We start from the raw sequence: 24549 nt of genomic DNA, 5'->3' as shown, positions 1-24549 counted from the left end.
GATATATGGATCAATACATAGAATACGCCAGCACGTTCATACAGACCAACCAGGAATGGGCCGGGCTCATATTGGGTCTGCTGACGATGGGTGAATCGCTGCTGATCATCGGCCTGGCGATTCCAGCCACGGCACTGCTGATGCTGGTTGGCGGCCTGGTCGGCAGCGGTACGCTGGAACCCGCGCCCGTTCTCATCTGGGGTATAGCCGGCGCAATCTTGGGCGATGCCATTTCGTACTACATAGGCCACCTGCTGGGACCCAGGATCATACATAGCTGGCCGTTGAACAAACAACGGCGCGCAGTTGCCAGCGCACGCCTTTTTTTCCATAAGTACGGGATGCTCACCATATTCGCGGGCCGCTTTCTGGGGCCCTTGCGTTCAGTGGTACCCAGCGTCGCCGGTGTCATGCGTATGCCGCAACTGCGTTTCCAGCTTGCCAATATCGCATCGGGCGCCATCTGGGTACCCGTGATGCTGTTGCCGGGCTACCTGGCGGGCCGCAGCGTCGATGCCATGCATGGCAGCGGCATGAATGTCAGCCTGATTGTCAGTGCCGTACTGTCGGTGGCCCTTGCACTGTGGATCGCGTACTCAGTAATGCGCAAGCGCCGCAGTCCAACCAACCATAAATAACCCTGATCAGCGAGTGTTTCGTGAGAAAAATTGCCCTGAGAATACTTGACCCGCGCATGAATGATTTCCTGCCGGCCTATGCAACACGCGGCTCGGCGGGTCTTGATCTGCGCGCATGCATGGATGCACCCCTGATCCTGAAGCCAGGCGCCACTGAATTGGTGCCTACCGGTCTGTCCATCCATATTGCAGACCCGGCTTACGCGGCCGTCATACTGCCGCGCTCCGGCCTGGGGCACAAACACGGCATCGTACTGGGCAATCTGGTGGGGCTGATCGATTCCGATTATCAGGGCCCGCTCATGGTATCGGCCTGGAATCGCAGCCAGGAGGACTTCACATTGCAACCAATGGAACGGCTGGCCCAGCTCGTCGTGATTCCCGTCCAGCAAATTGAGTTCGATATCGTGGATGAGTTCGACGACAGTGAACGCGGCGCCGGAGGTTTCGGCAGCACCGGGCGCGGCTAACGCCGGCCCGGCGGTTCAGGCAGCTTCTTCTTCGCCCAGATAGGCAGCACGAACCTTGGGGTCGTCAATGATCTGATCAGACGGCCCTTGCAGAATGATGTTGCCCGATTCCATCACGTAGGCCCGCTGGCTGATCTCCAGTGCGAGCCGCGCATTCTGCTCGATCAGCAAAATGGTGACCCCTTCGGATGCAATGGTGCGCACCACTTCGAAGATCTTTTCAACCATCAACGGTGCCAACCCCATGGAGGGTTCGTCCAGCAGCAACAGGCGGGGCCGTGAAATCATGGCCCGCCCCATTGCCAGCATCTGCTGCTCTCCGCCCGACAAGGTACCTGCCGACTGACTGCGCCGCTCCTGCAGTCGCGGAAACAGCTCGAAGACATGCTCGATGTCTTGACGTACCTGAGGCTGATCCTTACGACTGTAGCCGCCCATGGCCAGGTTTTCTTCGATGGTCAGCTGACCGAAAATGCCTCGCCCTTCCGGCACCATGACAAGTCCCTGCCGCACCAGCGTGTAGGACGGGGTACCGGCTATGGAGTGGCCATCATAGGTAATGCTTCCGGCCGCGATGGGCACCAGCCCGCAGATCGCACGCAGCGTCGTGCTCTTGCCGGCCCCATTCGCTCCTATCAGGCACACCAGCTCGCCACGCTTGACCGTCAGATCCATACCACGCACGGCACGAATACCGCCGTAAGCCACTTCAAGCTGGCTTATTTCCAATAAAGTGTCTGACTGGCTCATGACGCGTCCTTGTTATGTTCGGTTGCCGCCCCGGCCCCCAGATAAGCCTCGATGACCTTGGGATTGCGCTGCACATCGGCAGGCTTGCCTTCCGCCAGAACCTTGCCGTATTCCAGTACCAGCACACGATTGCACAAACCCATGACCAGTTTCATGTCGTGCTCGATCAACAGAACCGTGACGCCGTCATCGCGTATCTTTTCAATCAGGCGGCGCAGCACGACGGTTTCCGAGGCATTCATGCCCGCTGCCGGCTCATCCAGCGCCAGCAGCGCCGGTTCAGTGGCCAGTGCCCGTGCAATCTCGAGCCGACGCTGATCACCGTAGGGCAAGGCACTGGCAAGATGATTGGCCCGGTCACCGATGCCGACATAATCTAGCAGCTCTTGTGCCCGCTGTTCGATGGCCGCCTCTTCGTCGCGTGTCGCCTTGTTGCGGGTAATGGCACCATATACGCCTGCCTTGGTACGTATGTGCCTCCCTATCATGACGTTCTCGATGGCGCTGAGCGCCCCGAACAGGCGAATGTTCTGGAAAGTGCGCGCCAGCCCGACGATGGCAATTTCATGCGGCTTCAGGCGTGTGAGCTGATGCCCCATGAAGTTGCAGGTGCCCGACTCAGGCACATACAGACTGGTCAGCACGTTGAACAAGGTTGTCTTGCCGGCACCGTTAGGGCCGATCAGCCCGTAGATATCGCCCTTGCAAATAGAAAAGCTGACGTCGGACAGGGCCTGCAGACCGCCAAATCGCTTGCTGAGCTTGCTGGCCACCAGCAACAATTCCGGCATGGAACTGGCATTTGGATTGATACTGGGCGTTGTCATGCCTGGCCCTCCCTGGATGTGGAAAGTTCGCGCCGCCGCACAGCAGAAGGCCACAAACCGGCTGGTCGGAAGATCATTACCAGTACCAGTGCAAAGCCAAAGAGCAACATGCGTATGCCGTCGGGATCAAGAATGACATCGCCGAACACGGTTTGCTGCAAAGGTACGACCACAGCACGCAGAAATTCCGGGAAAACGGAAAGCAGGATCGCGCCCAATATCACGCCCGGAATATTGCCCATGCCACCCAGCACCACCATGCACAGCACCATGATGGATTCGGTCAGACTGAAACTTTCAGGACTGACAAAGCCCTGCATGGAAGCGAACATGGCACCGGCCACGCCACCAAAGCTGGCTCCCATGGCAAATGCCAGCAACTTGATATTGCGTGTATTGATGCCCATGGCCTTGGCCGCAACCTCGTCTTCGCGCACTGCCTCCCAGGCCCGGCCAATGCGCGAGTTCTGCAGGCGCGCGCATATGATGACGATGACAATAACGAATAACAGCAGCAGGTAGTAGTACTTTTCAGGCCCGGTAATGCGGAACCCGAACAGGGATTGCGATCGCCCGAAAGCAAACTCACCTATGGCAAAGGTATCAATGCGGTTGATACCCTGCGGGCCGTTGGTGATGTTGACCGGTGCATCCAGGTTGTTCATGAAGATGCGTACAATTTCACCAAAACCCAATGTAACGATGGCGAGGTAATCGCCGCGCAGCTTCAGGGTTGGTGCGCCGAGCATGGCACCGGCAAATGCAGCCAGTACGACACCCGCCGGCAGTACTACCCAGAACGGCAGATGCAGGCCAAAATGCGGCGACGCGAGCAGCGCCCAGACATAGGCACCCACTGCGTAGAAGGCTATGTAACCCAGGTCAAGCAGGCCCGCAAAACCGACAACAATATTCAGACCCAGTGCCAGCATGACATACAGCAAGGCAAAATTCAGGGTACGGACCCAGCTTTGCCCCGCCATGCCCAGAACAAAGGGCAATATGGCCAGCACAACGCCGCATAGCGCAATGCCCACCCAGACCTTGAAACTGATTCCGGCACGGGAAGTAGAAGTATGGCTCATGCGCGGTCTCCGACTCGTTCACCCAGCAGACCCGACGGCCGGAATACCAGCACCATAATCAGCACGATGAAAGAGAAAACGTCCTGGTAGTTGCTGCCGAAAACGCCATTGGTCAGGTCGCCGATATAACCGGCACCCAGTGATTCGATGATGCCCAGCAACAATCCGCCCAGCATGGCGCCACCCAGATTGCCTATGCCCCCCAGGACGGCTGCCGTAAAGGCTTTCAGACCCAGCATGAAGCCCATGGTGTACTGCGCGACCCCATAATAGGTGGTGACCATTACACCGGCTACTGCTGCAAGCGCGGAGCCGATCAGGAAGGCTGCTGAAATGACGGTATTGATGTTCACGCCCATCAGTCCGGCAACTTCACGATTCTGTGCCGTGGCACGCATGGCAGTACCCAGGCGGGTACGATGCACGACCAGCAGCAGACCTGCCATGATGGCGGTTGCCGACAGAATAATAATGATCTGCAGCATGCTGATGCGTGCACCACCAAGCTGTACGATATTGGGCTCGATGATGTGCGGGAAGCTCAGGTAATTGCGGCCCCACACCATCATGGCTACGTTCTGGATAATGATGGACACGCCGATTGCGGTAATCAGCGCAGCCAGGCGCGGCGCGCGGCGCAAGGGGCGATAAGCAAAGCGTTCTGCAAGCCAGCCCAGGGCCATGCACAACGGAATGGCCGCCAGCAAGGCGCCCGTCAGGGCCAGCCATGCCGACGTACTGCCCGGATCAGCCCCCAGGAAGGCGGCAACCAGCGTAGTGGCTACCATGGCACCCACCATAACCACATCGCCATGAGCAAAATTTATCAGGCCTATGATTCCATAGACCATGGTATAGCCAAGGGCGACCAGGGCGTAAACGCTGCCCACAGTTACGCCGTTGATCAGCTGTTGTAAAAGGATATCCATGCTTTGACTCGCAGGAAAAAGGTACTACTGACGTAGACCTTATTATCGGGAGCAGGACCCGAATCAGGCGCCGGCCCCCGGCCTTAAGTGCAGGCGGCCGGGGTATTCAGCTTGGATCGATCAATTGGACTTGCTGACCATGGTCTTGACCATTTCCCACTTGCCGTTCTTGACTTCATAGATGGTGACCGAGATTTCCTTCAGGTCGCCGTTCTTGTCATAAGCAATGTTTTGGCTGGTTGCGCCGGTGCGCTGCAAGCCTGCGAGCTTGCCCAGGTATTTTTCAGGTTGAGCCGAGCCGGCTTCTTTCATGGCAGTGATCATGTTCCATGCGCCATCGTAGGCGTACGGAGCATAGACGCCGGGATCGACGTTGAATCGCGCCTTGTAGTCAGCCGCGAATTTCTCGCCTGCAGCCATTTGCTTGAGCGGCACACCGGCCAACGATGCGTACGTGCCATCGGCGGCATCACCGGCAAGCTTCAGGAAGGTTTCGCTGCGCGTCATTTCACCGGAAACCAGGGGTGCCTTGATGCCCAGCGTGACCATCTGGCGGCGCATGGGGCCCGACTGTGCATCCAGACCGCCGAAGAAAATGGCGTCAGGTGATTTGGATTTAATGTTGGTCAGGATCGCAGTGAAGTCATTGGCCTTGTCGGTGGTGTATTCCCGGGCAATGACCTTGCCGCCATTGGCTTCAACGGCTTTGGCCACCTGGTCGGCCAGACCCTGGCCGTAGGCAGTGCGGTCGTCGATAAGGGCAATGTTCTTGGCGCCAAGATCCTTGACGATGAATTCACCCGCTGCGGCGCCCTGCTGCGTATCGCTGGTCATCATACGGAAGGTGGTGTCGTAGCCCTGCTGGGTATATTCCGGCGAGGTAGCCATGGCGATCTGCGGCAGTCCGGCGTCGTTATAAACACGCGAGGCCGGTATGGTGGTACCGGAATTGAAATGACCCAATACGCCCTGCACTTCTTCATCGACAATTTGCTGGGCAACCTGCACGGCGGTACGTGGATCAGCCTGGTCGTCACGCGTGACCAGTTCGAACTTGGCCGGCTTGCCGTCCAGCTGGATGTTTTGCTTGTTGGCCTCTTCCAGTGCCAGGGTCAGGCCATTTTTCATGTCTTCGCCGTAATGCGACTGCGGGCCGGTCAGGGGCGCTGCAAAGCCCAGCTTCACCACCGTATTGTCGGCGGCCTGTGCGGGAACAAATGCAAAGCTTGCCATGACTGCAGCCGTTGCGCCTAAAAGCTTGAATCCTTTGATGGACATAGTTATCTCCGTTATGTTTAAAGTATGGTTCGCTCCGGAAACCAGTCAATCCGGACCAAACCCAATGCATAACCCATCAACGATGGGTCACAACCCTGCAAAATCAATATGCTCAGGCATGGCAGGCCATGCCGTTGCAACGATATGGACCAAGACCTCAGCCCACCATCATCAGTGTGGCGTTACCACCGGCAGCAGCGGTATTCACACTGACTGAAACTTCGTGCAGCAAACGCTCCAGACGGTAGCCGGCACCGTTGGCCAGCTCATCACTGCTCAGCCCCTGGACCGATACGATGGGTCCGGTGCGCTGCGCCACGATGCCGTTCAGCTCGCGCAAGGCATCGCTGTCGCCTTCAAACAGCACGGCGTCGTAGTCTGCGTGAGCGATATCGTCGGGTGCAAACATCTGCATGCGCTGGCGATCAGCCGGCTCGCACTGCTCGAAGAAGCTTCGACCTGCGGCATTATCCAGCAATGCGACACGGTTGCCTGTTCGCCGGCTTGCGGCAAACTGGGCCTGTGCCCCCACGGCGGTAGCGCTGATGCACAGCACCGTGCCTCTTGGGCGGGTGTAGTACGTGTTGTTCTCGCCGGTTGGGCCTGGCAGTTCGAGCGGCGTACTGTTGCCGGACGCCTCGATCCGGCACCACTCGGGCAGACCTGCCGGACTGCGTGCCAACAGACGCGTCAGGTACAAAGGCCCGCCTGCCTTGGGGCCCGTGCCGGACAGGCCCTGCCCGCCGAACGGCTGCACCCCGACGACCGCGCCTACGATATTGCGATTGACATAGATATTGCCGGCCTGAATGCGTTCGGTAACCCTGGCCACGGTTTCGTCGAGCCGGGTGTGTACGCCAAACGTCAGCCCGTAACCCGTATCGTTGATCGCCTGGATCAGGTCGCCGAGCTCATCGCGCTTGTAACGCAGAACATGCAGCACCGGCCCGAAGACCTCTTTGCCAAGTTCGGACAAGGCTCCGATTTCTATCAGTGTCGGCCCCACGAAAGTGCCGTTCATGCAGGCGGGACCGAGGTCGAGCTGATCAATCTTGTGGCCCGAATCGCGCATGGACTTGATATGCGCCTGAATCGCATTGCGTGCATCGGCATCAATAACAGGCCCGACATCGGTGGAAAGCATATCGGGCTTGCCTGTGCTGAGCTCTTTCATGGCTCCGCGCAGCATGGTCAGCATGATGTCGGCGCAGTCATCCTGCACGCAAAGCACGCGCAGGGCCGAGCAGCGTTGACCCGCCGAATCAAAGGCAGACGACAGCACATCGGCCACCACCTGCTCGGACAAGGCCGATGAGTCCACTACCAGCGCATTCTGCCCGCCCGTTTCTGCAATCAGCGGAATCGGATGGCCACTGTCATCCAGACGCTCGGCCAGCTTGCGCGAAATCAGCAACGCAACATCGGTGGATCCGGTAAAAGTAATGCCACGTATTGCAGGATCTGCCACTAGCCGGGCGCCGACGGTTTCACCCTGCCCCGGCAACAGCTGGACAGCGCCGGCAGGCACACCCGCACGATGCAGCGCCGAAACCGCAGCGGCTGCGATCAGGTTGGTCTGTTCGGCCGGTTTGGCCAGTACAGGGTTGCCTGCAGCCAGCGCCGCCGACACCTGGCCGGTAAATATCGCCAGCGGAAAATTCCAGGGGCTTATGCAAAGTACAGGCCCCAGCGGACGATGCGTATCGTTGGAAAATGACTTCTCTATCTGGCCCGCGTAGTAGCGCAGGAAATCGACCGCCTCGCGCACTTCTGCGATGGCATTGGGTAAAGATTTGCCGGCTTCCCGCACGATAAGGCCCAGGAGCGGCTGCATTTCATCTTCAAGTATCTGTGCCGCGCGGGTCAGGCAGCGCGCACGGTCAGCCACAGGCGTGGCAGCCCAGATCGGCGCCGCATGCGCGGCACCGGCTACAGCCTGATCAACCTCGGCTTCGGTTGCCTCCATCACGTAGCCCACGACATCCCGGTGATCAGCAGGATTGAGCACTGGCCTGGCACGCACATCGTCCCAGGCAATGTCGGCTTCCGCCAATTGGGGCATGGCCCGCCAGGTCTGATCCAGACCATTGAGCAAAGCCGCCGACAGCGAAGCCAGACGCTGCTCGTTGCTCAGGTCAAAACCGGCCGAGTTAAGACGCCCATCGGCCTGGAGATAGAGCTCGCGCGGAAGCGGAATCTTGTCGTGAGGCGCACCGGGCGGCTGTATGCGGGCAGCGCTAGCCACCGGATCGGCAATCAGCGAGTCTATGGAGATATCCTCGTCGCCCAGCTGATTGACAAAGGACGTGTTGGCGCCATTTTCAAGCAAGCGACGCACCAGATAGGCCAGCAACGTTTCATGTGTACCGACCGGCGCATAGATGCGGCAAGGCCTGTTCAACTTGCCTTGCGCCACCGGCCCGGTAACCAGTTCATACAACGGCTCACCCATGCCGTGCAGACACTGGAATTCGTACTGGCCAGGATAGTAATTCTGCCCGGCCATGTGATAAATGGACGACAGCGTGTGCACATTGTGCGTAGCGAACTGCGGATACACCGCGTCGGTGGCATCGAGCAACTTGCGTGCGCAAGCCAGATAAGAGATGTCGGTGTAAACCTTGCGGGTATAGACGGGATAGCCCTCGAGACCATCGACTTGCGCCCGCTTGATCTCGGTGTCCCAGTATGCGCCCTTGACCAGACGCAGCATCAGCCTGTGGCCGCTGCGCCGGGCCAGGTCGATGATGTAGTCGATGACGAAAGGTGCACGTTTCTGATAAGCCTGTACAACGAAACCGATGCCGTTCCAGCCTGCCAGGCGGTCATCAAAGCACAAGGACTCAAGCAGATCCAGCGAGATCTCGAGCCTGTCGGCTTCCTCGGCGTCGATATTCAGGCCTATGTCGTACTGACGTGCCAGCGTGGCCAGTTCAGTCAGGCGTGGCAGCAGCTCGCTCATGACGCGGTCACGTTGCGCGCGGCTATAGCGTGGATGCAGCGCCGACAACTTGACCGAAATACCCGGCCCCTCGTAGATGCCGCGACCCTGCGACGCCTTGCCAATGGCGTGTATGGCCTGCACGTAAGACGTGTGGTAGCGATCCGCATCGGCAGCCGTTGTGGCTGCTTCGCCCAGCATGTCGTAGGAATAGCGGAAACCCTTTTCTTCGTGCTTGCGTCCGTTGGCGATGGCAGAGGAAATCGTTTGCCCCGCCACGAACTGCTCGCCCATCATGCGCATGGCAATGTTCACGCCTTTGCGGATAAGGGGTTCACCACCCTTGCCGATCAGCCGCGTCAATGCCTTGGACAGCGATTGTTCGCTGTTCACACCTACCAGCTTGCCGGTAAGCATCAGACCCCAGGTCGCTGCATTGACAAACAACGACGGTGATTCGCCCATATGCGAGCGCCAGTCGCCGTGGCTGATCTTGTCTCGTATCAGGGCATCACGGGTGGCACGATCGGGTATGCGCAGCAAGGCCTCGGCCAGGCACATCAGCGCCACGCCTTCCTGACTGGACAGCGAAAACTCCTGTATCAGCCCTTCGACACCGCCACTCGTGCCCTTGTCACGCAGCGCCTGAGTCAGGCGCTTTGCCAGTTCGTATGTTTGCTTGGGCTGGGCGCTACGGGCCTTGTCGAGCAGCATGGGCACGCATTCGGTCTCGGGGCGCCGGTAGGCCGCCGTGATGGATGCGCGCAGTACCGACTGCGGCTGAACATCGTGGGCAAATTGCTGAAACGGCGTAAAGGACGTGGCAACGGCCGGTTCAAGCTCGGACAGGTCGGCATCACCCGCCGCCAGGCTGGCAATCTCTTCAGGCAGGTGGCCTCGTTCGATTGCATCGATATAGGACAGGATGGCTTGTTTATGCAGCCAATGCGGTGTGCGGCCCAACTTGGCCGCAGCGGCCTTGAGCCGCTCGCGCAGTGCTTCATCTACCTTGACACCCAATGTAGTCGTGGCCATAGCAGAATTCCATGTTTCTTGATGTACGTGCACACGCGCACGCACGACGGAAAACAGAAATACTACACAGGTAGCACCTATTTTTACACCAGAGTTAACCCTATATCGTAATAATCAGGAATAGGTACAACCCATAAGGTTTACATTCGGCGTCGATACGGGAGTTTTACCCGTTTTGATCTGCTGGGCGATCAGTGCGGCCAGCTCTTGCATGGACTGCTGATGCCCGGCCACCAGTGCAGACACGCCCTGTTGCACCGTGGTTTGCGCGACGCCGCGGCAGATCATGGATCGCTTCTTGCCCTGATTAACCGGCGTCAGGCGCCAGGTGGCGTCGATCAACACGCGTTCGTTGTATATCGATTGAAAACGCTGCACCTGCATGAACACCTTCCAGACCGCAAGCGTGTCGGGCATGCCGGTACTTGCAACATCCAGCGCCCCCAGCTGGCTCGACAACTCGTAGGAAAGGACGTTGCGCAACTGGGTAGAAAGCGGCCCCGCCCAAAGAGAATCGCCCAGTGGCATGACTTGCGTGGAAGCCGGGTCGGTAAGGACGATCTGCGGCCTGTCGACCTGCTCGGGCAACTCGACGGGCTGGACGCTGATGGCATAATCCGGCGCCGCCATACCTGCCACATGTGTCTGTGCGGGGGTTGCCATCAGGGTGTAATAGTGACTGGGTTTGTCGGCCGCGCAGCCTGCAAGCAATGTGCCGGCAATACCGCAGATCAGAACTTTCAGACTGGCGTTCATCCGTTCGGGCTCTCTAGGGTGTGACCGGGAAGCTTTGTTCCCGACCTCGTATCACTGCAGTGGGATGCGTTTGCAAATAATCGGCCAACGCACGCAAGGATTTGGCCGCATTGGTCAACTCGCGCATGGTCCGGTCAAGATTGCTGTTCAAGGGTGAGTTGTCGGAGAGCAGCTTATTAAGCTGCGTGAGCGACTCTTGTGCCGATTTCAACATGCCCCTGGCTTGCGGCGCAACCTCTTTGTCCAGGCTGACAAGCAACTCGTTCAGATTGACCAGACTGTTCTTCAGCTCGGTTCCTATGCTCTCGAACGGCACCCCGTCAAGCTTGCTGACGATGCTGCTGATTTGTTGCTGCAGGCGATCGAAGCTGCCAGGTATCGTCGGGATAACCGCAGGAACGGTTTTTACATCGAAATCAACCGCTTCGGTATCCGGGAAAAAATCGAGTGCCACATATTGTTGCCCGGTCAGCAGGTTTGATGCGCGCATCTGGCCGCGCAAACCTCGTTCTATCATGGGCCCGAGCAATGGCGCTCCCGGTGCGGCGGTCGTCGTGGGTCGAAGCTTGATCAGGCGCTCATAGACCTCGCCGAAGCGCAAGGGGTACAGCCTGGCCCTGACCAGAGCAAAAAACCGTCGGGTTTTGGTGTCGAATTCCAGATCGATGTCGTACACCTCGCCCAGCTCCAGTCCGCGGAAGTCGACAGGCGCACCCACCTTCAGGCCTCGTACAGACTGATAAAAGTGCAACTCGATGGGAAATGCCGGTCCGTCAGGGTCGGCCATGGCCTGCTCGTATGTCGCCGACAAAGTGTAGCGAGTGTCTGCCTCGGCCGGTTCGGGGTCGGATGCAATCAGGTCATCAGGTCTGGCGAATGCAACACCACCCGCCAGAACCGAGACCAGGGACTCCGTCTGAACATTGAAGCCGTCGGCGTTAAGCGATAGGTTCACACCGCTGGCATTCCAGAATCTGGCATCCTTGGTCACGAACTTGTCATTGGGTGCATCAACAAATACCTGAATATTGACCTGGTCAGCCCCGGAGTCAAGATCGTAGCCTATGACGCGACCCACCTGGATGCGACGGTAATAAACCGGAGACCCGATTTCCAGTGAACCCAGATCTGGAGAGGTCAAGGTAAACCGCCTGCCCGGCCGGCCACTGACGACCTCAGGTGGCTTTTCCAGCCCTACGAACTCAAAAACAGGCTCGGCATCGTCTTTGGACTCCGATGCATCCACACTGATGTAGGCGCCTGAAAGCAAGGTACCCAGGCCCGATACTCCGCTGATGCCCAAACGCGGACGAACCACCCAGAACCGGCTGCTTTCCTGGGTAATGTATTCCGAGCCTTCGCGGTTGAGCTCGGCGCTGACGATGACCTTGGAACGGTCTGGCGCCACCTTGATGTCGGACACCACCCCGATCACCACATCTTTATAGCGCACCTTGGTCTGCCCGATCTCGAGGCCTTCAGCCGATTCGAAGCTGACATGAATGACCGGGCCCATATGCAGCCAGCCACGCAGCAGCAATGAGCCGCCTACCAGCGCGGCTACCAACGGCAACAGCCATATCCATGATATGCGGCTTTGGCGCCGCGTCTTCACAACGGGCTCGAATGGGCCAGCGACCTTGCCTGGTGGCGTGCTAGCTTGTTGAGGCTTGTCCGGATCCGTCATCTTCTTCTCTTTGTTTATCCCATCCACTGCGAGGGTCGTAGCTCATGGCCGCAAGCATGGTCAGTATGACAACCACACCAAAACTGACTGCGGCCGGACCAGGAATGACCCGGGATATGCCGGGAAAATCGAGCATGGCCCCCATCAATATCACTACGAAGACATCCAGCATGGACCACTGTCCGATAAATTCAACCAGCTCATACATGCGTGTACGCTGGCGCTGAATGACAGGGCCACGCCAACTGCGACGCGACATCAGCACCATCAGGGCCAGCAACTTGGTCATGGGAACCACAATGCTGGCAATGAATACTATCAGGGCCAGATCCCATGACCCGTAGCCCCATAGCTCTATAACCCCACCCAGTATGGTGTGTTTGCTGTCGCTGGCAGCCGTGCGTATCTGCATGACGGGCAATACATTAGCAGGAATGTAGGCTATCCAGGCTGCGAGGAGCAAGGCCCAGACCCGGGATGTCTGGTCTGGCTTGCGATAATGCAGGCGTTCCCCGCAACGCTGGCAAGGCATTGAATGCTCATGGTCTGGCAGCTGCTGCACCAGGCCGCAAGCCAGGCATGAGGTTACCGGCGCAGACTGGTTTGTATCGATGCTGGCCCGCTGAACCAGGCCCTCGTCTTCGGCAAGTCCCCACAGGCGACGCGCCGTCATGCGACTCAGGCCAGTCAGAAGGAAAGCCAGCACCACAAACGCCCAGATGCCAGGCCCCAGTTGTACTTTGGCCATGCCGGCGAACTTGACCAGGGAAACCAGGATGCCCAACATAAGAACCGGTACCATGCTCCAGTGCATGGCATGGCCGAGCAAACGCATTCCGTACGAAAAATCGTCGGGCAGGCGTCTTGCACGTATTGCGAGCAGTGCCCACAGCACAAATAGTAATTGAGTGAGTGGAAACCAGAACGAGAACAATCCCGTCATGACGGCCAGCATCTGATCGCCTTGCTGCCAGGTCAGGTACAAGGCGCCCGGCAAGGAAGCGCGGGTCTGAAGACCACCAATACTAAGAGTGACGATAGGAAAATAATTGGCTATGGCAAAAACCAGGATCGCACCCACCACCAGCGCAATCCAGCCGTTCAGGGATACTGCACTGACCCGGTACAGGGCATAGCCGCAGCGCACGCAGGTAGCAAGCGACCCGGGTGCCAGAGGCACCCGCTCATGCAGCGTTGCGCAATGCTGACAAGCGATTAACGGATGGTCGGCCATAGGCGCCCAAACCGGTCAGCCAGATTCCGGAAGGGCTGTACAGGCCGGATGCCGATTGCACCGCTAATCAACAAGCTCGGGCTCCGGATGTGAATCTTGCCGGGTTTTGCCGGGCTTGTCGCCCTTGTCTGGAAACTCTAGTTCGACCTTGCCATCCGGTGTCAGCCCGACCTGCACGCTGCCTCCGTCTACCAGGCTGCCGAACAACAGTTCGTCGGCCAGGGCACGACGTATGGTGTCCTGGATGAGACGCTGCATCGGGCGCGCACCCATGACCGGGTCGAACCCTTCCTTGGCAAGATGCGCGCGTAATTCCGCCGTAAACACGACATCGACACGCTTCTCGTGCAGCTGGTCTTCGAGCTGCATGAGGAATTTGTCGACCACGCGCAGGATGATGTCGCGTGACAAAGGCGTAAAGCCAATGATGGCGTCAAGCCGATTACGGAACTCGGGGGTAAACATACGCTTGATGTCGGCCATCTCGTCGCCCGTCTTGGGCGCCGCGGTAAACCCTATGCTGTTGCGGTTCAAGGCATCTGCCCCCGCGTTTGTAGTCATGACTATGATGACGTTGCGGAAGTCGGACTTGCGGCCGTTGTTGTCGGTCAGGGTTCCGTGATCCATGACCTGCAACAGTATGTTGAACACGTCGGGGTGTGCCTTCTCGATTTCGTCGAGCAGCAGGACGCAATGTGGCTGCTTGCTGACGGCTTCCGTCAGGAGCCCGCCCTGATCGAAACCCACATAGCCCGGAGGCGCGCCGATCAGGCGCGACACCGTGTGACGCTCCATGTATTCCGACATATCAAAGCGCAGCAACTCGATTCCAAGCACAAAAGCCAGCTGACGTGCGACCTCGGTTTTACCCACACCAGTGGGGCCCGAAAACAGGAAGGAGCCTATGGGCTTGTCGGGACGACCCAGGCCAGAGCGTGCCATTTTGATTGCGGCGGCAAGCGCTTCGATGGCCGCATTCTGGCCAAACACCACCGTTTTAAGGTCACGCTCGAGTGTGGCAAGCTTGTTGCGATCGTCGTTGGACACGCTTTGAGGCGGGATGCGGGCGATCTTGGCAACGGTTGCCTGGATCTCGGCTTTGCCGATGATTTTCTTCTGGCGGGAACGCGGCAGCAGGCGCTGTGCAGCACCGGCTTCGTCGATAACGTCAATGGCCTTGTCAGGCAGGAAGCGGTCATTGATGTGACGCGCAGCGAGCTCGGCCGCTGCGGTAATGGCCGCAGCCGAATAGCGCACACCGTGATGCGTTTCGAAGTGGCCTTTCAGGCCGCGAAGTATCTGGATGGTTTGCTCGACCGTTGGTTCGGGGACGTCGATTTTTTGAAAACGGCGCGACAGTGCGTGATCTTTTTCAAAGATGCCACGATATTCGTTATAGGTGGTGGCGCCCAGGCACTTGAGCTGCCCGGAAGACAGCGCAGGCTTGAGCAGATTCGAGGCATCGAGCGTTCCGCCCGAAGCCGATCCGGCGCCAATCAGCGTGTGGATTTCATCGATGAACAGGACTGCGTTGGCGTTGTCTTTGAGCGATTTGAGCACCCCTTTCAGGCGCTGCTCGAAATCGCCACGGTACTTCGTGCCAGCCAGCAAAGCACCCATGTCGAGCGCGTAGACCTCGGCGTTGGCCAATATCTCGGGCACGTCGTTTTGCGTGATACGCCGTGCCAGGCCTTCGGCGATGGCAGTCTTGCCCACACCCGCCTCGCCGACCAGCAAGGGATTATTCTTGCGCCGGCGGCACAGCACCTGTATGACGCGCTCGACCTCGTGTTCGCGCCCAATAAGGGGATCGATACGGCCGGCGCGGGCTTCAGCGTTCAGGTTGGTCGCATAAAGCTCGAGCGGCGATTTCTGCTGATCGGACTTGGGCTCTTCGGGCGTTGCCGCCTTGACCGGTTCGGCTGGCGTTTCGTCGGGCGTTTTCGTGATGCCGTGCGACAGGTAATTGACTACGTCAAGACGCGTAATGCCCTGCTGCTGCAGGAAATAGACAGCGTGGGAATCTTTTTCGCCATACATGGCCACCAGCACGTTGGCTCCGGTAACCGTATTGCGGTTGGAGTTCCCGGAGGAAACATGCATGATGGCGCGCTGGATGACACGCTGGAATCCTAGTGTAGGCTGGGTGTCGACCTCGTCTTCGCCAGGCAGAACCGGCGTATTCTTGTTGACGAAATCGCGTAACTCTTGGCGCAGGACGTCGAGATTGGCCGAACAGGCGCGCAACACTTCAACGGCAGCCGCATTATCAAGCAGCGACAACAGCAGGTGCTCGACTGTAATAAATTCGTGTCGGGCGCTACGTGCCTCGACAAAGGCCATATGCAGGCTGACTTCAAGTTCTTCGGAGATCACGCTTCCTCCATACACATCGGAGCGGACAAACAATTCGATAAATCTATTCTATGACTAAATCGACTTTGCGTATCAACATTAATTAAAGACTTCGATCGGCTGTTACTCAATAGCATCAACCGCTGTCGATAACTTTACTATACATGTACTTGCGGACGCTTGCGCAGCCTGTCGCAAAATTGATAATTCGCAAGTCCTTCAGGCTTCAGGTGCGGGCTCCATCACACATTGCAAGGGGTGCTGACGTGCCTGGGCCATTTGCCGGACCATCTCGACCCGTGTTGCCGCGATGTCGCGGGAGTAAACGCCGCAAACCGCACGCCCTTCGTGATGCACCTTCAGCATGATGCGGGAGGCCTCCTCTTCGCTCTTTCCAAAGATTCGCTGCAGCACGGCCACCACAAACTCCATGGGTGTGTAGTCGTCGTTAAGCAAAATCACCTGATACATGGGGGGTGGCGCCAGCTTGGCGGGTTGCCGGTCAAGAACCGTTGCTCGCTGGTTATCGAGATGTGTAGCCATGTGAAATACTAGTGGTTTCCATAGTTGACTATGTTAGGGTAAATTGCGCATTATCATAGTGTTCTGAGTGCCTGGAAGTATGCCGCATGCCAGAATCAGTAGGCTAAAGGTCACCCTTGTAGTCGAGTTTCAATTTAACACTATAGTCGAGAGGCAGTCCGCATGTCCGATTCAACCGCAACCTCCGCTCCTGAGGATACCGAAAAGCTGACGGGAACCGTCAAGTGGTTCAACGACGCCAAAGGTTTTGGTTTCATTACGCCCGACAACGGGGGCGAAGACCTGTTCGCGCACTTTTCATCCATCCAGATGAATGGCTTCAAAACCCTCAAAGAGGGCCAGAAGGTGGCGTTCGAAATTGCCCAGGGACCAAAAGGCAAGCAAGCACTCAACATTACGGCTGCCTGAAACCACGCAGGCTCAGCCTGCCGTACAGTTTAATAACAATGCATAAATCGTATCGCCATACAGGGCCTCGTCGCCCTGTTTTTTTTGGCCTGCCGCACGAGCCGCACCACGCCGGGTGGGCGGCATGGGCTTTTGTTTTCACGTGTCTGCTGGTATTGGCCCTGAGTCTGGCGCCCCGACCCGGTCAGGCCCAGGCCATGTTGCTGCCCACGGCGCAGCTGCAAATAGGCCCGCACACCGTACAGGCCGAGGTTGCCGCTACCGAAGCCAGTCGTTCATACGGCTTGATGAACCGGGCATCGTTGCCGCCCGATCACGGCATGCTTTTTGTCTTTGAGAGCGTTGGCATGCCCTGCTTCTGGATGAAAAACACACCGCTGCCGCTATCGATTGCATTCCTGGATACCAGCGGCCGCATCGTCAATATCGCCGACATGCAGCCATACAGCCTGGATAACCACTGCCCCACCGGCCCCATCGCCTATGCCCTTGAAATGGAGCAAGGCTGGTTCAGGCAACGGCAAATCAAGGCAGGCAGTGTCGTCACCAACCTGCCTTAAAGTGCCAAACCTTATACCTTATACGCGTTCGAGGATCACGGCGATGCCCTGACCTACGCCTATGCACATGGTGCACAGGGCATAGCGTCCGCCCGTGCGATGCAGCTGGTTGACCGCAGTCAGTGCCAGGCGAGCACCACTGGCGCCCAGGGGGTGCCCCAGGGCAATCGCACCACCATTGGGGTTCACGCGTGGATCGTTGTCGTCGAGCCCGAGCATGCGTGTGACCGCCAGACCCTGGGCAGCAAACGCTTCATTCAGCTCGATGACATCCATCTGATCGATAGTCAGCCCGGCCAGCGCGAGCACTTTCTGCGATGCAGGTGCCGGGCCTATGCCCATGATGCGTGGTTCGACACCGGCGGTCGCCATGGCAACAATGCGGGCACGCGGGGTCAGCCCTTGCGCGCCCGCCATGCCTTCCGAAGCCACTATCAGCGCGCAGGCACCGTCGTTCACGCCCGAAGCGTTGCCGGCCGTGATCGTGCCGTCGGGGCGGACAATGGGTTTGAGCTTTGCCAAAGCCTCGGGTGAGGTCTGACGTGGATGCTCGTCGGTGTCAATGATGACGGGGTCACCCTTGCGCTGGGGAATGCTGACCGGCGTAATCTCGGCCTTGAAAAATCCATCCTGCTGCGCCTGGGCAGTCTTGTTCTGGCTGGCAAGCGCAAAGGCGTCCTGGTCGGCGCGACTGACCTTGAACTGATCGGCCACGTTCTCAGCCGTTTCCGGCATGGAATCAACGCCGTACTGAGCCTTGAGCACCTTGTTGACAAAGCGCCAGCCTATGGTCGTATCGTAAATCGCAGCATTGCGGGAGAAGGCGGTTTCGGCCTTGCCCATGACGAATGGCGCGCGGCTCATGCTTTCAACACCACCGGCAATCAACATCTGCGCATCGCCGGCACGAATGGCTCGCGCCGCCGACCCAACGGCATCCAGCCCGGAACCGCACAGGCGATTAATGGTAGCCCCCGGAACCTCTATGGGGATGCCGGCCAGCAAGCTGGCCATCCGGGCGACGTTGCGGTTGTCTTCGCCGGCCTGGTTGGCGCAACCCATGAGGATGTCATCAACCCTGGACCAATCGACGCCGGGATTACGTTCCATCAGCGCCTTGAGCGGAATTGCGCCCAGATCATCAGCCCGTACCTGAGCCAGGCCACCACCGTAGCGGCCGAAAGGTGTGCGTATTGCATCGCAAATATAAGCGTGAGTCGTCATGATGAATCCAATAGTGAATAAGAATGCAAAAGCGAAAGCCGGCGGACGGCGCAGCCACAACCAGGCCCCGAGCTGGATATGACATTAATGTTAGCGTACTGGAAGACGGATTCCGATCATCCATCAGCGTCTGTCCACACTGCGGCCACCTGCAGGGCATGGGCCCGGCATCATTCGGAAGGTCACGGCGAACCATGGCCTCGCATAAGCAAACGCCGCCTGAAGACAGGCGGCGCAGCGGCATTAACTCCGGCCGCAGCCGGCAAATCGCGCCTTAGCCCAGATTGGCAGCGGCAAAGTCCCAGTTCACAATAGCCCAGAAGCTTTCCAGGTATTTGGGACGTGCATTACGGTAATCAATATAGTAGGCGTGCTCCCATACGTCACAGGTCAGCAGCGGAACGTCCGAGGTTGTCAGCGGTGTTGCGGCGTTGCTGGTGTTAACGATATCGAGCGAACCGTCGGATTTCTTGACCAGCCATGTCCAGCCCGAACCAAAGTTGCCGGCTGCCGACTTGTTGAACGCTTCCTTGAACGCGTCGACACTGCCCCACTTGGCGTTGATCGCGTCAAGCAGTGCGCCGCTGGGCTCACCACCACCCTTGGGCGACAGGCTGTTCCAGTAGAAAGTGTGGTTCCAGATTTGTGCCGCATTGTTGAAAATGCCACCGGACGATTTCTTGACCACATCTTCAAGCGAGGACGATTCAAACTCGGTACCTGCCACCATATTATTCAGGTTGGTCACGTAGGACTGATGATGCTTGCCGTAGTGGAACTCCAGTGTTTCCTTGGAAATGGTAGGCGCCAGGGCGTCAAGTTCGTAAGGGAGCGGGGGTAAGGTAAAAGCCATGTTCAAGTTCCTTCAAAAAAATCAGTCAGAGTGCATGAAATCATCACTATCGGCGCGTACAGCCTTGAATCACGAGGCTTACAGCAGATCATGCGTTCGGGTTACATCCGCAAGCACGCTGCCGCGCCCAAATTCAATGCTGAGCGACTCGCCAACGTTCAAGTCTAACGCATTTTTCACGACGTTCCCGTTACCGTTGCGCACAATGGCATAGCCGCGCTCGAGGATATTGCGAGGACTGAGCGCCTGCAGGGTTTGAACACTGACAGCCAGCCGTTGACGCCGACGCTCAAGGTCACGATCCAGGGCGGACACCAGCCGCTGCAATTGCCCATGCACCTCATTGCGCAAGCCTGCCGGCCTGGGCTGCGCGTGAACCAATCGGGCGTTCAGCATCTGCAGCCGCGCTGCCCGGGTCTCGTGGGGGCGCAACGCCGACCTCGCGAGCCTCTGCCTTAGCGCCTGCAAATGCTCACCCTGCCGCCTTAAACGCTGTTGCGGAGAAACCAGCAATGCAGTAGCCCTGTCCAGCCTCATGGCGCAGCGCTCGAGCCTGCGCCGTTGCTGCGCCGTCAGGGCCGCCAGCGCCGTCTCTACAGCGTTCGCACAGCTCTGGCGACTGCGGCAGCATAATTCCGCGGCAGCTGTGGGAGTAGGAGCCCTTAAATCAGCCACAAAATCTGCAATCGTGAAATCTGTTTCGTGTCCGACCCCGCTGATGACCGGTATGGGACTGGCCGCAATGGTTCGGGCCAACGTTTCATCATTGAAACTCCACAGATCTTCCAGGCTGCCACCCCCGCGCACCAGCAACAAGGTGTCGACCTCATTGCGTTCTATTGCTTGTTGCAGCGCCTGATTCAATCGCCCCGCCGCCTCCAGCCCCTGGACCGGGGCGGGATAAATGATCACGGACACGTGGGGCGCACGTCGCGCCAGGGCCGAGAGCACATCGCGCAGCGCCGCCGCAGCCAGGGAGGTCACTACACCTATGGCCTGTGGCAAAGGCTTGGGCACTCTTTTTCGCGACGGATCAAAAAGGCCTTCGGCATTCAGCTTTTCTTTCAATGCCAGGAAAGCCTCGTGCAGATCGCCCTGCCCGGCGCGTCGCATGCTCTCGACCTGCACCTGGTAATCACCGCGGGGCTCGTACAGGCCCACACTGACCCGGAATTCGAACTTTTCTCCCGACCTGGGCACAAAGCCCACCGCTTGCGCCCGGCTGCGGAACATCACCGCCTTGACCGCGGCTCCGTCGTCCTTGACAGAAAAATACCAATGGCCCGAGGCTGCCTGGGTGAAATTCGATACTTCTCCCCGAACCCATATGCGCGAAAAATGACCAGAAAGCAGGTCAGCAACCCGGCGATTAAGCTGGGTTACGGTCAAAACACCCCCGGTATCTGCCTGCATGATGTCTTTATCCATAAAAAACGAGGGCTGCGGTTATAACACACCCGAAATAGCCACCTGAATATGCGGCAAGGGCATTTCTTTCCACAGAGAAATGTGATTTGTCAAACCGGTGAAATATCAATCCAATTCCTATCATTGGTGAATTTTTACCTTAAATTAAACGACTAACTATTTGATAAATATAAATTTTTAACAAAAACGAAAAATGATCTTAAATTAACCATTGAACCGGTAGGGCCGGTAAATAGCGCGTATCGGATACTTTATACACAGAATTATCCACAGATTCTGTGGATAGCCGCCGCAAAGCCATATGCCATGCCGATCTCGGTCAAAATTTGATGCTATCTTTACGTTTCCGGAGACTTCACTTTGGTACGGCGCGCCATAAGTTGCTTTCCACACCACTCATGAATATACCCCGGTAAAATGCGCAGGCCTGTTACACGCGGAGATCACCTTGCTTGAAATTATTCACGCGGCCGGATGGCCTATCTGGCTGCTCGTGGCCACATCCGTTCTGGGACTAGCCTTGATTATCGAGCGCGCTTTATCGTTGCGCGCCAGGCTGGTTTTTCCGCCACGCCTGCCCGAGCAGGTGCTTGAGTTGCTCAGGCAAAAGAACAGCAGCCCCGACGCCATCCTGCGCCTGGCGGGTAATTCACCGCTGGGCCGGGTGCTGGCCGAAGTCATGATCAATCGCGACGAAAGCCATGCTCACCGCCTGGCTGCGATCGAAGACGTAGGCAAGGATGTTGCCCACAACTTGTACCGCTACCTGCCCGCCCTGGCCACCATTGCCGTTGTTGCACCGCTGATGGGCTTGTTTGGCACAGTGGTGGGCATGATAGAAATCTTTGCTTCGTATACACCCACCGGCGGCGACCCTGCCCAGCTGGCCCGGGGCATCTCGATTGCCTTGTACAACACCGGATTCGGAATCATCATCGCCATTCCGGCACTGATCTTCCACCGCTACTACCGCTCGCGTGTGGATCATTATCTGCACAAGCTAGAACGTGAGGCCAGTGCCCTGAACCGCATGATAGAGCGCGGGGCACAGCCATGAATTTTCGGCCCAGGCAAGCCGACGAGGAACCGGAAATCAACCTGATTCCCCTCATCGACGTACTGCTGGTCATCCTGATCTTCCTGGCGGCCACAACCTCGTTTACCCGCTACAGCCAGCTGCAGCTGGCACTGCCGCAGGCCAACGCCGAAGCACAAGAAAGCGACACGCTGGGCATGGCCATCAGCCAGCAAGGCATTTATGCCCTGGACGGCCAGCTGCTGTCCGGCGTAACGGCGCAGGATCTAGCCCAGGCCCTGAGCATCGCCGCCCAGGGCCGGGACGACGCCATACTGGTCATCAACGCCGACGCACAGGCGACGCATGAGTCGGTGGTGCGTGCGATGGAAGCCGCCCGCCTGGCCGGGATTGCCCGCGTCAATTTCGCGACCCAGAGCTCGCCTTGAAAGCCATGTCACTGACCGATATCTTGCACCGGGCCTGGCAACGCAAGGGCTTGCTCAGCACCTTGCTTCTGCCGCTGTCCTGGCTGCTCGAGATGGTCGTTCGATACAAAAGGCGACGCTTCCGGCACCGGCCTGAGCTGGGGTATCAAAGTACCTTGCCGGTCATCGTCGTGGGCAATATCTACGTCGGAGGCACGGGCAAGACGCCTGTGGTGATCGCATTGGTGCAGGCATTGCAGGCACGCGGCTGGCAACCGGGTGTTATCAGTCGCGGATACGGCGCAACGGTGGGCGATCATCCCCGGACGGGACAAGGCCAGCTGGATCCGGCAAATTTTGGCGACGAGCCCGCTCTGATTGCACAGGCCACGCAAGTGCCGGTCGCGGTACACCCCAAACGCAGCCAGGCACTGCAGCAGCTGCGGCATACTTACCCACAAATTGATATCGTCGTTGCGGACGATGGTTTGCAGCATCTGGCCCTGGGACGCGATCTGGAAATTGTTGTGCAGGATGCACGTGGTACGGGCAACGGCCGTGTGCTGCCGGCCGGCCCTTTGCGCGAGCCTGTTGACCGCCTGCAAGATATCGACATCCTGATCACCAATCTTCAGCCGGGCCAAATTGCGCCTGCGCCTGCCAACACCCGTGCACGTCAACTGTGCATGCACCTGGCTCCCGTCAAGGTCGAGCAACTGAGTACGGGCCTTACCCTGGACTGGGCGACCTGGCATGGTCAACATGCCCGGCAAACCATGAATGCGGTAGCAGCCATCGGTCAACCGGAACGCTTCTTTGCCATGCTGCGCGCAACAGGCTTGCAGTTGACGCAAACCGTCGCCCTGCCCGATCACGATGCGTATGCCATATCCCCTTTCAGTGCGCTGCCAGATGCCATGATCCTGATCACAGGCAAAGATGCCGTCAAATGCCGGCGTTTCAACGATGAGCGGCTTTGGGCCGTCTATGCCGAACCAGTCTTTTCAGACCCTGAATGGCTGGACTACTGTCATGACAGGGCAACAGCGATTGCCGCACAGAAAACCGGCATGGCCGACGAGCCGCGCAGGCATTAAACTAGCTGCTTTATTGTTCGATTTTTCCTGGAGCCATGCATGGAATCCCGCCTGCTTGAAATTCTGGTCTGCCCCTTGTGCAAAGGGCAGTTGCACCACAATCGTGAGCGGCAAGAACTCATCTGTGAGGCCGACAAACTGGCCTTTCCCGTACGCGACGGCATACCCGTCATGCTCGAGGCCGAGGCACGTGACCTGAGCCAGCCGGCCCCTGGTCAGCCCGCCAGCAACACCGAGACGGCATGAGCTTCATTGCCATTATTCCGGCACGCGCCGCATCCACGCGGCTGCCCGGCAAACCTCTGCTTGATATCGGCGGCAAACCCATGGTGATTCGCACCGCCGAGCAGGCGGCAAGATCACAGGCCGACCGGGTGGTGGTCGCCACCGACGATCCCGGCATACAAACGGCCGTGCAAGCACATGGCTTCGAAACCTTGCTGACCCGCGCCGATCACCCCACCGGTACCGACCGCCTCGCGGAGGTCGCCGCACAGCTGGCACTTTCGTCCGATACCATCGTGGTCAACGTACAAGGCGATGAACCGCTGATAGACCCGGCACAAATAAACACCGTGGCCAAGCTGCTGGCGCAGGTGCCCGACGCCTCAATTGCCACCTGCGCCACGGCAATTACCGATGCAGCCACTCTGTTCAACCCCAATGCCGTGAAGGTAGTGTGTACGCACGATCGCAGGGCCCTGTATTTTTCGCGCGCACCCATTCCCTGGGCCCGCAATGCGCTGGCCGACGGCTCACAGATACTGGCACCCGGACTCCCCGCCCTGCACCACATCGGTCTGTATGCCTACCGCACAAACTTCCTGAAAGCCTATCCGGACTTGCCGGCGGGCCCCCTGGAATCGTTCGAGTCGCTCGAACAATTGCGCGCCCTTGAGAACGGCTACGAGATCGTCGTCCACATTGCCGATGCCCACCCTGCCGCAGGCGTCGACACACAGGAAGATCTGGATCGCATACGCGAAATATTCGCAAATAGGTTATAAA

Annotated in this window: 22 protein-coding genes and 2 pseudogenes; 9 read left to right on the top strand and 15 right to left on the bottom strand. The window is 58.3% G+C overall.

All coding sequences use genetic code 11. From position 1 onward, the window contains the following. Positions 1-5 precede the first annotated feature (5 nt). Together LKR43_RS10335 and dut are read left to right on the top strand one after the other, a co-directional pair. Positions 6-638, top strand: coding sequence for a DedA family protein (locus LKR43_RS10335; RefSeq protein WP_227683978.1), 633 nt, complete (start codon positions 6-8; stop codon positions 636-638). 20 nt (positions 639-658) lie between these two features. After that, positions 659-1108 carry a dUTP diphosphatase gene (gene dut / locus LKR43_RS10330; protein WP_227683977.1) on the top strand — a complete coding sequence of 150 codons (450 nt, stop codon included), beginning with the start codon at positions 659-661 and terminating at the stop codon, positions 1106-1108. Between the two features lie 15 nt (positions 1109-1123). Here dut and LKR43_RS10325 read toward each other — a convergent pair whose 3' ends face one another. From LKR43_RS10325 to clpS, 12 genes and pseudogenes are all read right to left on the bottom strand, one after another. Then, positions 1124-1858: an ABC transporter ATP-binding protein gene (locus LKR43_RS10325; protein WP_227683976.1), complete on the bottom strand. Its 735-nt coding sequence runs from the start codon at positions 1856-1858 to the stop codon at positions 1124-1126. Next, on the bottom strand, positions 1855-2685 hold the full coding sequence (locus LKR43_RS10320) for an ABC transporter ATP-binding protein (protein ID WP_370632092.1): 831 nt from the start codon (positions 2683-2685) through the stop codon (positions 1855-1857). The genes LKR43_RS10325 and LKR43_RS10320 overlap by 4 nt, the downstream gene beginning before the upstream one ends. Then, on the bottom strand, positions 2682-3770 hold the full coding sequence (locus LKR43_RS10315) for an ABC transporter ATP-binding protein (RefSeq protein ID WP_227683975.1): 1089 nt from the start codon (positions 3768-3770) through the stop codon (positions 2682-2684). The genes LKR43_RS10320 and LKR43_RS10315 overlap by 4 nt, the downstream gene beginning before the upstream one ends. Further along, the gene (locus tag LKR43_RS10310; RefSeq protein WP_227683974.1) at positions 3767-4699 is read right to left on the bottom strand and encodes a branched-chain amino acid ABC transporter permease; all 933 of its coding nucleotides are present in this window, start codon (positions 4697-4699) and stop codon (positions 3767-3769) included. Before LKR43_RS10310 ends, LKR43_RS10315 begins: the two co-directional genes overlap by 4 nt. Before the next feature lie 120 nt (positions 4700-4819). Continuing rightward, entirely contained in the window at positions 4820-5977 is a 1158-nt protein-coding gene (locus LKR43_RS10305) for a branched-chain amino acid ABC transporter substrate-binding protein (protein WP_227683973.1), read from the bottom strand. 157 nt (positions 5978-6134) lie between these two features. Continuing rightward, positions 6135-6365: pseudogene (locus tag LKR43_RS16310) on the bottom strand (hypothetical protein); the annotation flags it as partial. 125 nt (positions 6366-6490) lie between these two features. Continuing rightward, positions 6491-9953 (bottom strand): annotated as a pseudogene (gene putA / locus LKR43_RS10300) (trifunctional transcriptional regulator/proline dehydrogenase/L-glutamate gamma-semialdehyde dehydrogenase); the annotation flags it as partial. Positions 9954-10067: 114 nt separating this feature from the next. Then, complete coding sequence (locus LKR43_RS10295) at positions 10068-10709, bottom strand: membrane integrity-associated transporter subunit PqiC (RefSeq protein WP_227683971.1); 642 nt, start codon at positions 10707-10709, stop codon at positions 10068-10070. Between the two features lie 13 nt (positions 10710-10722). After that, positions 10723-12396: an intermembrane transport protein PqiB gene (locus tag LKR43_RS10290; RefSeq protein ID WP_227683969.1), complete on the bottom strand. Its 1674-nt coding sequence runs from the start codon at positions 12394-12396 to the stop codon at positions 10723-10725. Further along, positions 12365-13630, bottom strand: a complete 1266-nt coding sequence (locus tag LKR43_RS10285) for a paraquat-inducible protein A (protein WP_227683968.1) — start codon at positions 13628-13630, stop codon at positions 12365-12367. The genes LKR43_RS10290 and LKR43_RS10285 overlap by 32 nt, the downstream gene beginning before the upstream one ends. 63 nt (positions 13631-13693) lie before the next feature. Continuing rightward, entirely contained in the window at positions 13694-16006 is a 2313-nt protein-coding gene (gene clpA / locus LKR43_RS10280; protein ID WP_227683967.1) for an ATP-dependent Clp protease ATP-binding subunit ClpA, read from the bottom strand. A 198-nt stretch (positions 16007-16204) separates the two neighbouring features. Further along, positions 16205-16528, bottom strand: a complete 324-nt coding sequence (gene clpS / locus LKR43_RS10275) for an ATP-dependent Clp protease adapter ClpS (RefSeq protein WP_227683966.1) — start codon at positions 16526-16528, stop codon at positions 16205-16207. A gap of 162 nt (positions 16529-16690) precedes the next feature. Here clpS and LKR43_RS10270 point away from each other — a divergent pair, with 162 nt between their 5' ends. Together LKR43_RS10270 and LKR43_RS10265 are read left to right on the top strand one after the other, a co-directional pair. Further along, positions 16691-16936 carry a cold-shock protein gene (locus LKR43_RS10270; protein ID WP_180031979.1) on the top strand — a complete coding sequence of 82 codons (246 nt, stop codon included), beginning with the start codon at positions 16691-16693 and terminating at the stop codon, positions 16934-16936. Positions 16937-16974: 38 nt separating this feature from the next. After that, positions 16975-17496, top strand: coding sequence for a DUF192 domain-containing protein (locus LKR43_RS10265; RefSeq protein WP_227683965.1), 522 nt, complete (start codon positions 16975-16977; stop codon positions 17494-17496). Positions 17497-17514: 18 nt separating this feature from the next. Here the strand turns inward: LKR43_RS10265 and pcaF are convergent, their stop codons facing one another. The 3 genes from pcaF to xseA all read right to left on the bottom strand — a co-directional run bounded on the left by pcaF (position 17515) and on the right by xseA (position 20986). Then, positions 17515-18720, bottom strand: a complete 1206-nt coding sequence (pcaF, locus tag LKR43_RS10260) for a 3-oxoadipyl-CoA thiolase (RefSeq protein WP_227683964.1) — start codon at positions 18718-18720, stop codon at positions 17515-17517. 274 nt (positions 18721-18994) lie between these two features. Beyond that, positions 18995-19573: a superoxide dismutase gene (gene sodB / locus LKR43_RS10255; protein ID WP_227683963.1), complete on the bottom strand. Its 579-nt coding sequence runs from the start codon at positions 19571-19573 to the stop codon at positions 18995-18997. Between the two features lie 78 nt (positions 19574-19651). Continuing rightward, a complete protein-coding gene (xseA, locus tag LKR43_RS10250) occupies positions 19652-20986 on the bottom strand; it encodes an exodeoxyribonuclease VII large subunit (protein ID WP_370632097.1) in 1335 nt (444 codons plus the stop codon). 463 nt (positions 20987-21449) lie between these two features. On the opposite strand from xseA, the gene LKR43_RS10245 reads away from it, so the two are divergent. The 5 genes from LKR43_RS10245 to kdsB are packed head-to-tail and all read left to right on the top strand — an operon-like array spanning position 21450 to position 24548. Continuing rightward, positions 21450-22058, top strand: a complete 609-nt coding sequence (locus tag LKR43_RS10245) for a MotA/TolQ/ExbB proton channel family protein (RefSeq protein ID WP_227683961.1) — start codon at positions 21450-21452, stop codon at positions 22056-22058. Continuing rightward, positions 22055-22465 carry a biopolymer transporter ExbD gene (locus LKR43_RS10240; RefSeq protein ID WP_227683960.1) on the top strand — a complete coding sequence of 137 codons (411 nt, stop codon included), beginning with the start codon at positions 22055-22057 and terminating at the stop codon, positions 22463-22465. Before LKR43_RS10245 ends, LKR43_RS10240 begins: the two co-directional genes overlap by 4 nt. Before the next feature lie 5 nt (positions 22466-22470). Continuing rightward, a complete protein-coding gene (gene lpxK / locus LKR43_RS10235; protein ID WP_227683959.1) occupies positions 22471-23541 on the top strand; it encodes a tetraacyldisaccharide 4'-kinase in 1071 nt (356 codons plus the stop codon). A gap of 39 nt (positions 23542-23580) precedes the next feature. Next, the gene (locus LKR43_RS10230; protein ID WP_227683958.1) at positions 23581-23787 is read left to right on the top strand and encodes a Trm112 family protein; all 207 of its coding nucleotides are present in this window, start codon (positions 23581-23583) and stop codon (positions 23785-23787) included. Then, a complete protein-coding gene (gene kdsB, locus LKR43_RS10225) occupies positions 23784-24548 on the top strand; it encodes a 3-deoxy-manno-octulosonate cytidylyltransferase (RefSeq protein ID WP_227683956.1) in 765 nt (254 codons plus the stop codon). Before LKR43_RS10230 ends, kdsB begins: the two co-directional genes overlap by 4 nt. Position 24549: the final 1 nt, after the last annotated feature.

This window comes from Pusillimonas sp. MFBS29 (genome assembly GCF_020687695.1).
GTDB lineage: Bacteria > Pseudomonadota > Gammaproteobacteria > Burkholderiales > Burkholderiaceae_B > Pusillimonas_C.
The sequence above is the reverse complement of the archived record's forward strand: the minus strand, read 5'-3'. Positions and strand labels throughout refer to the sequence as shown.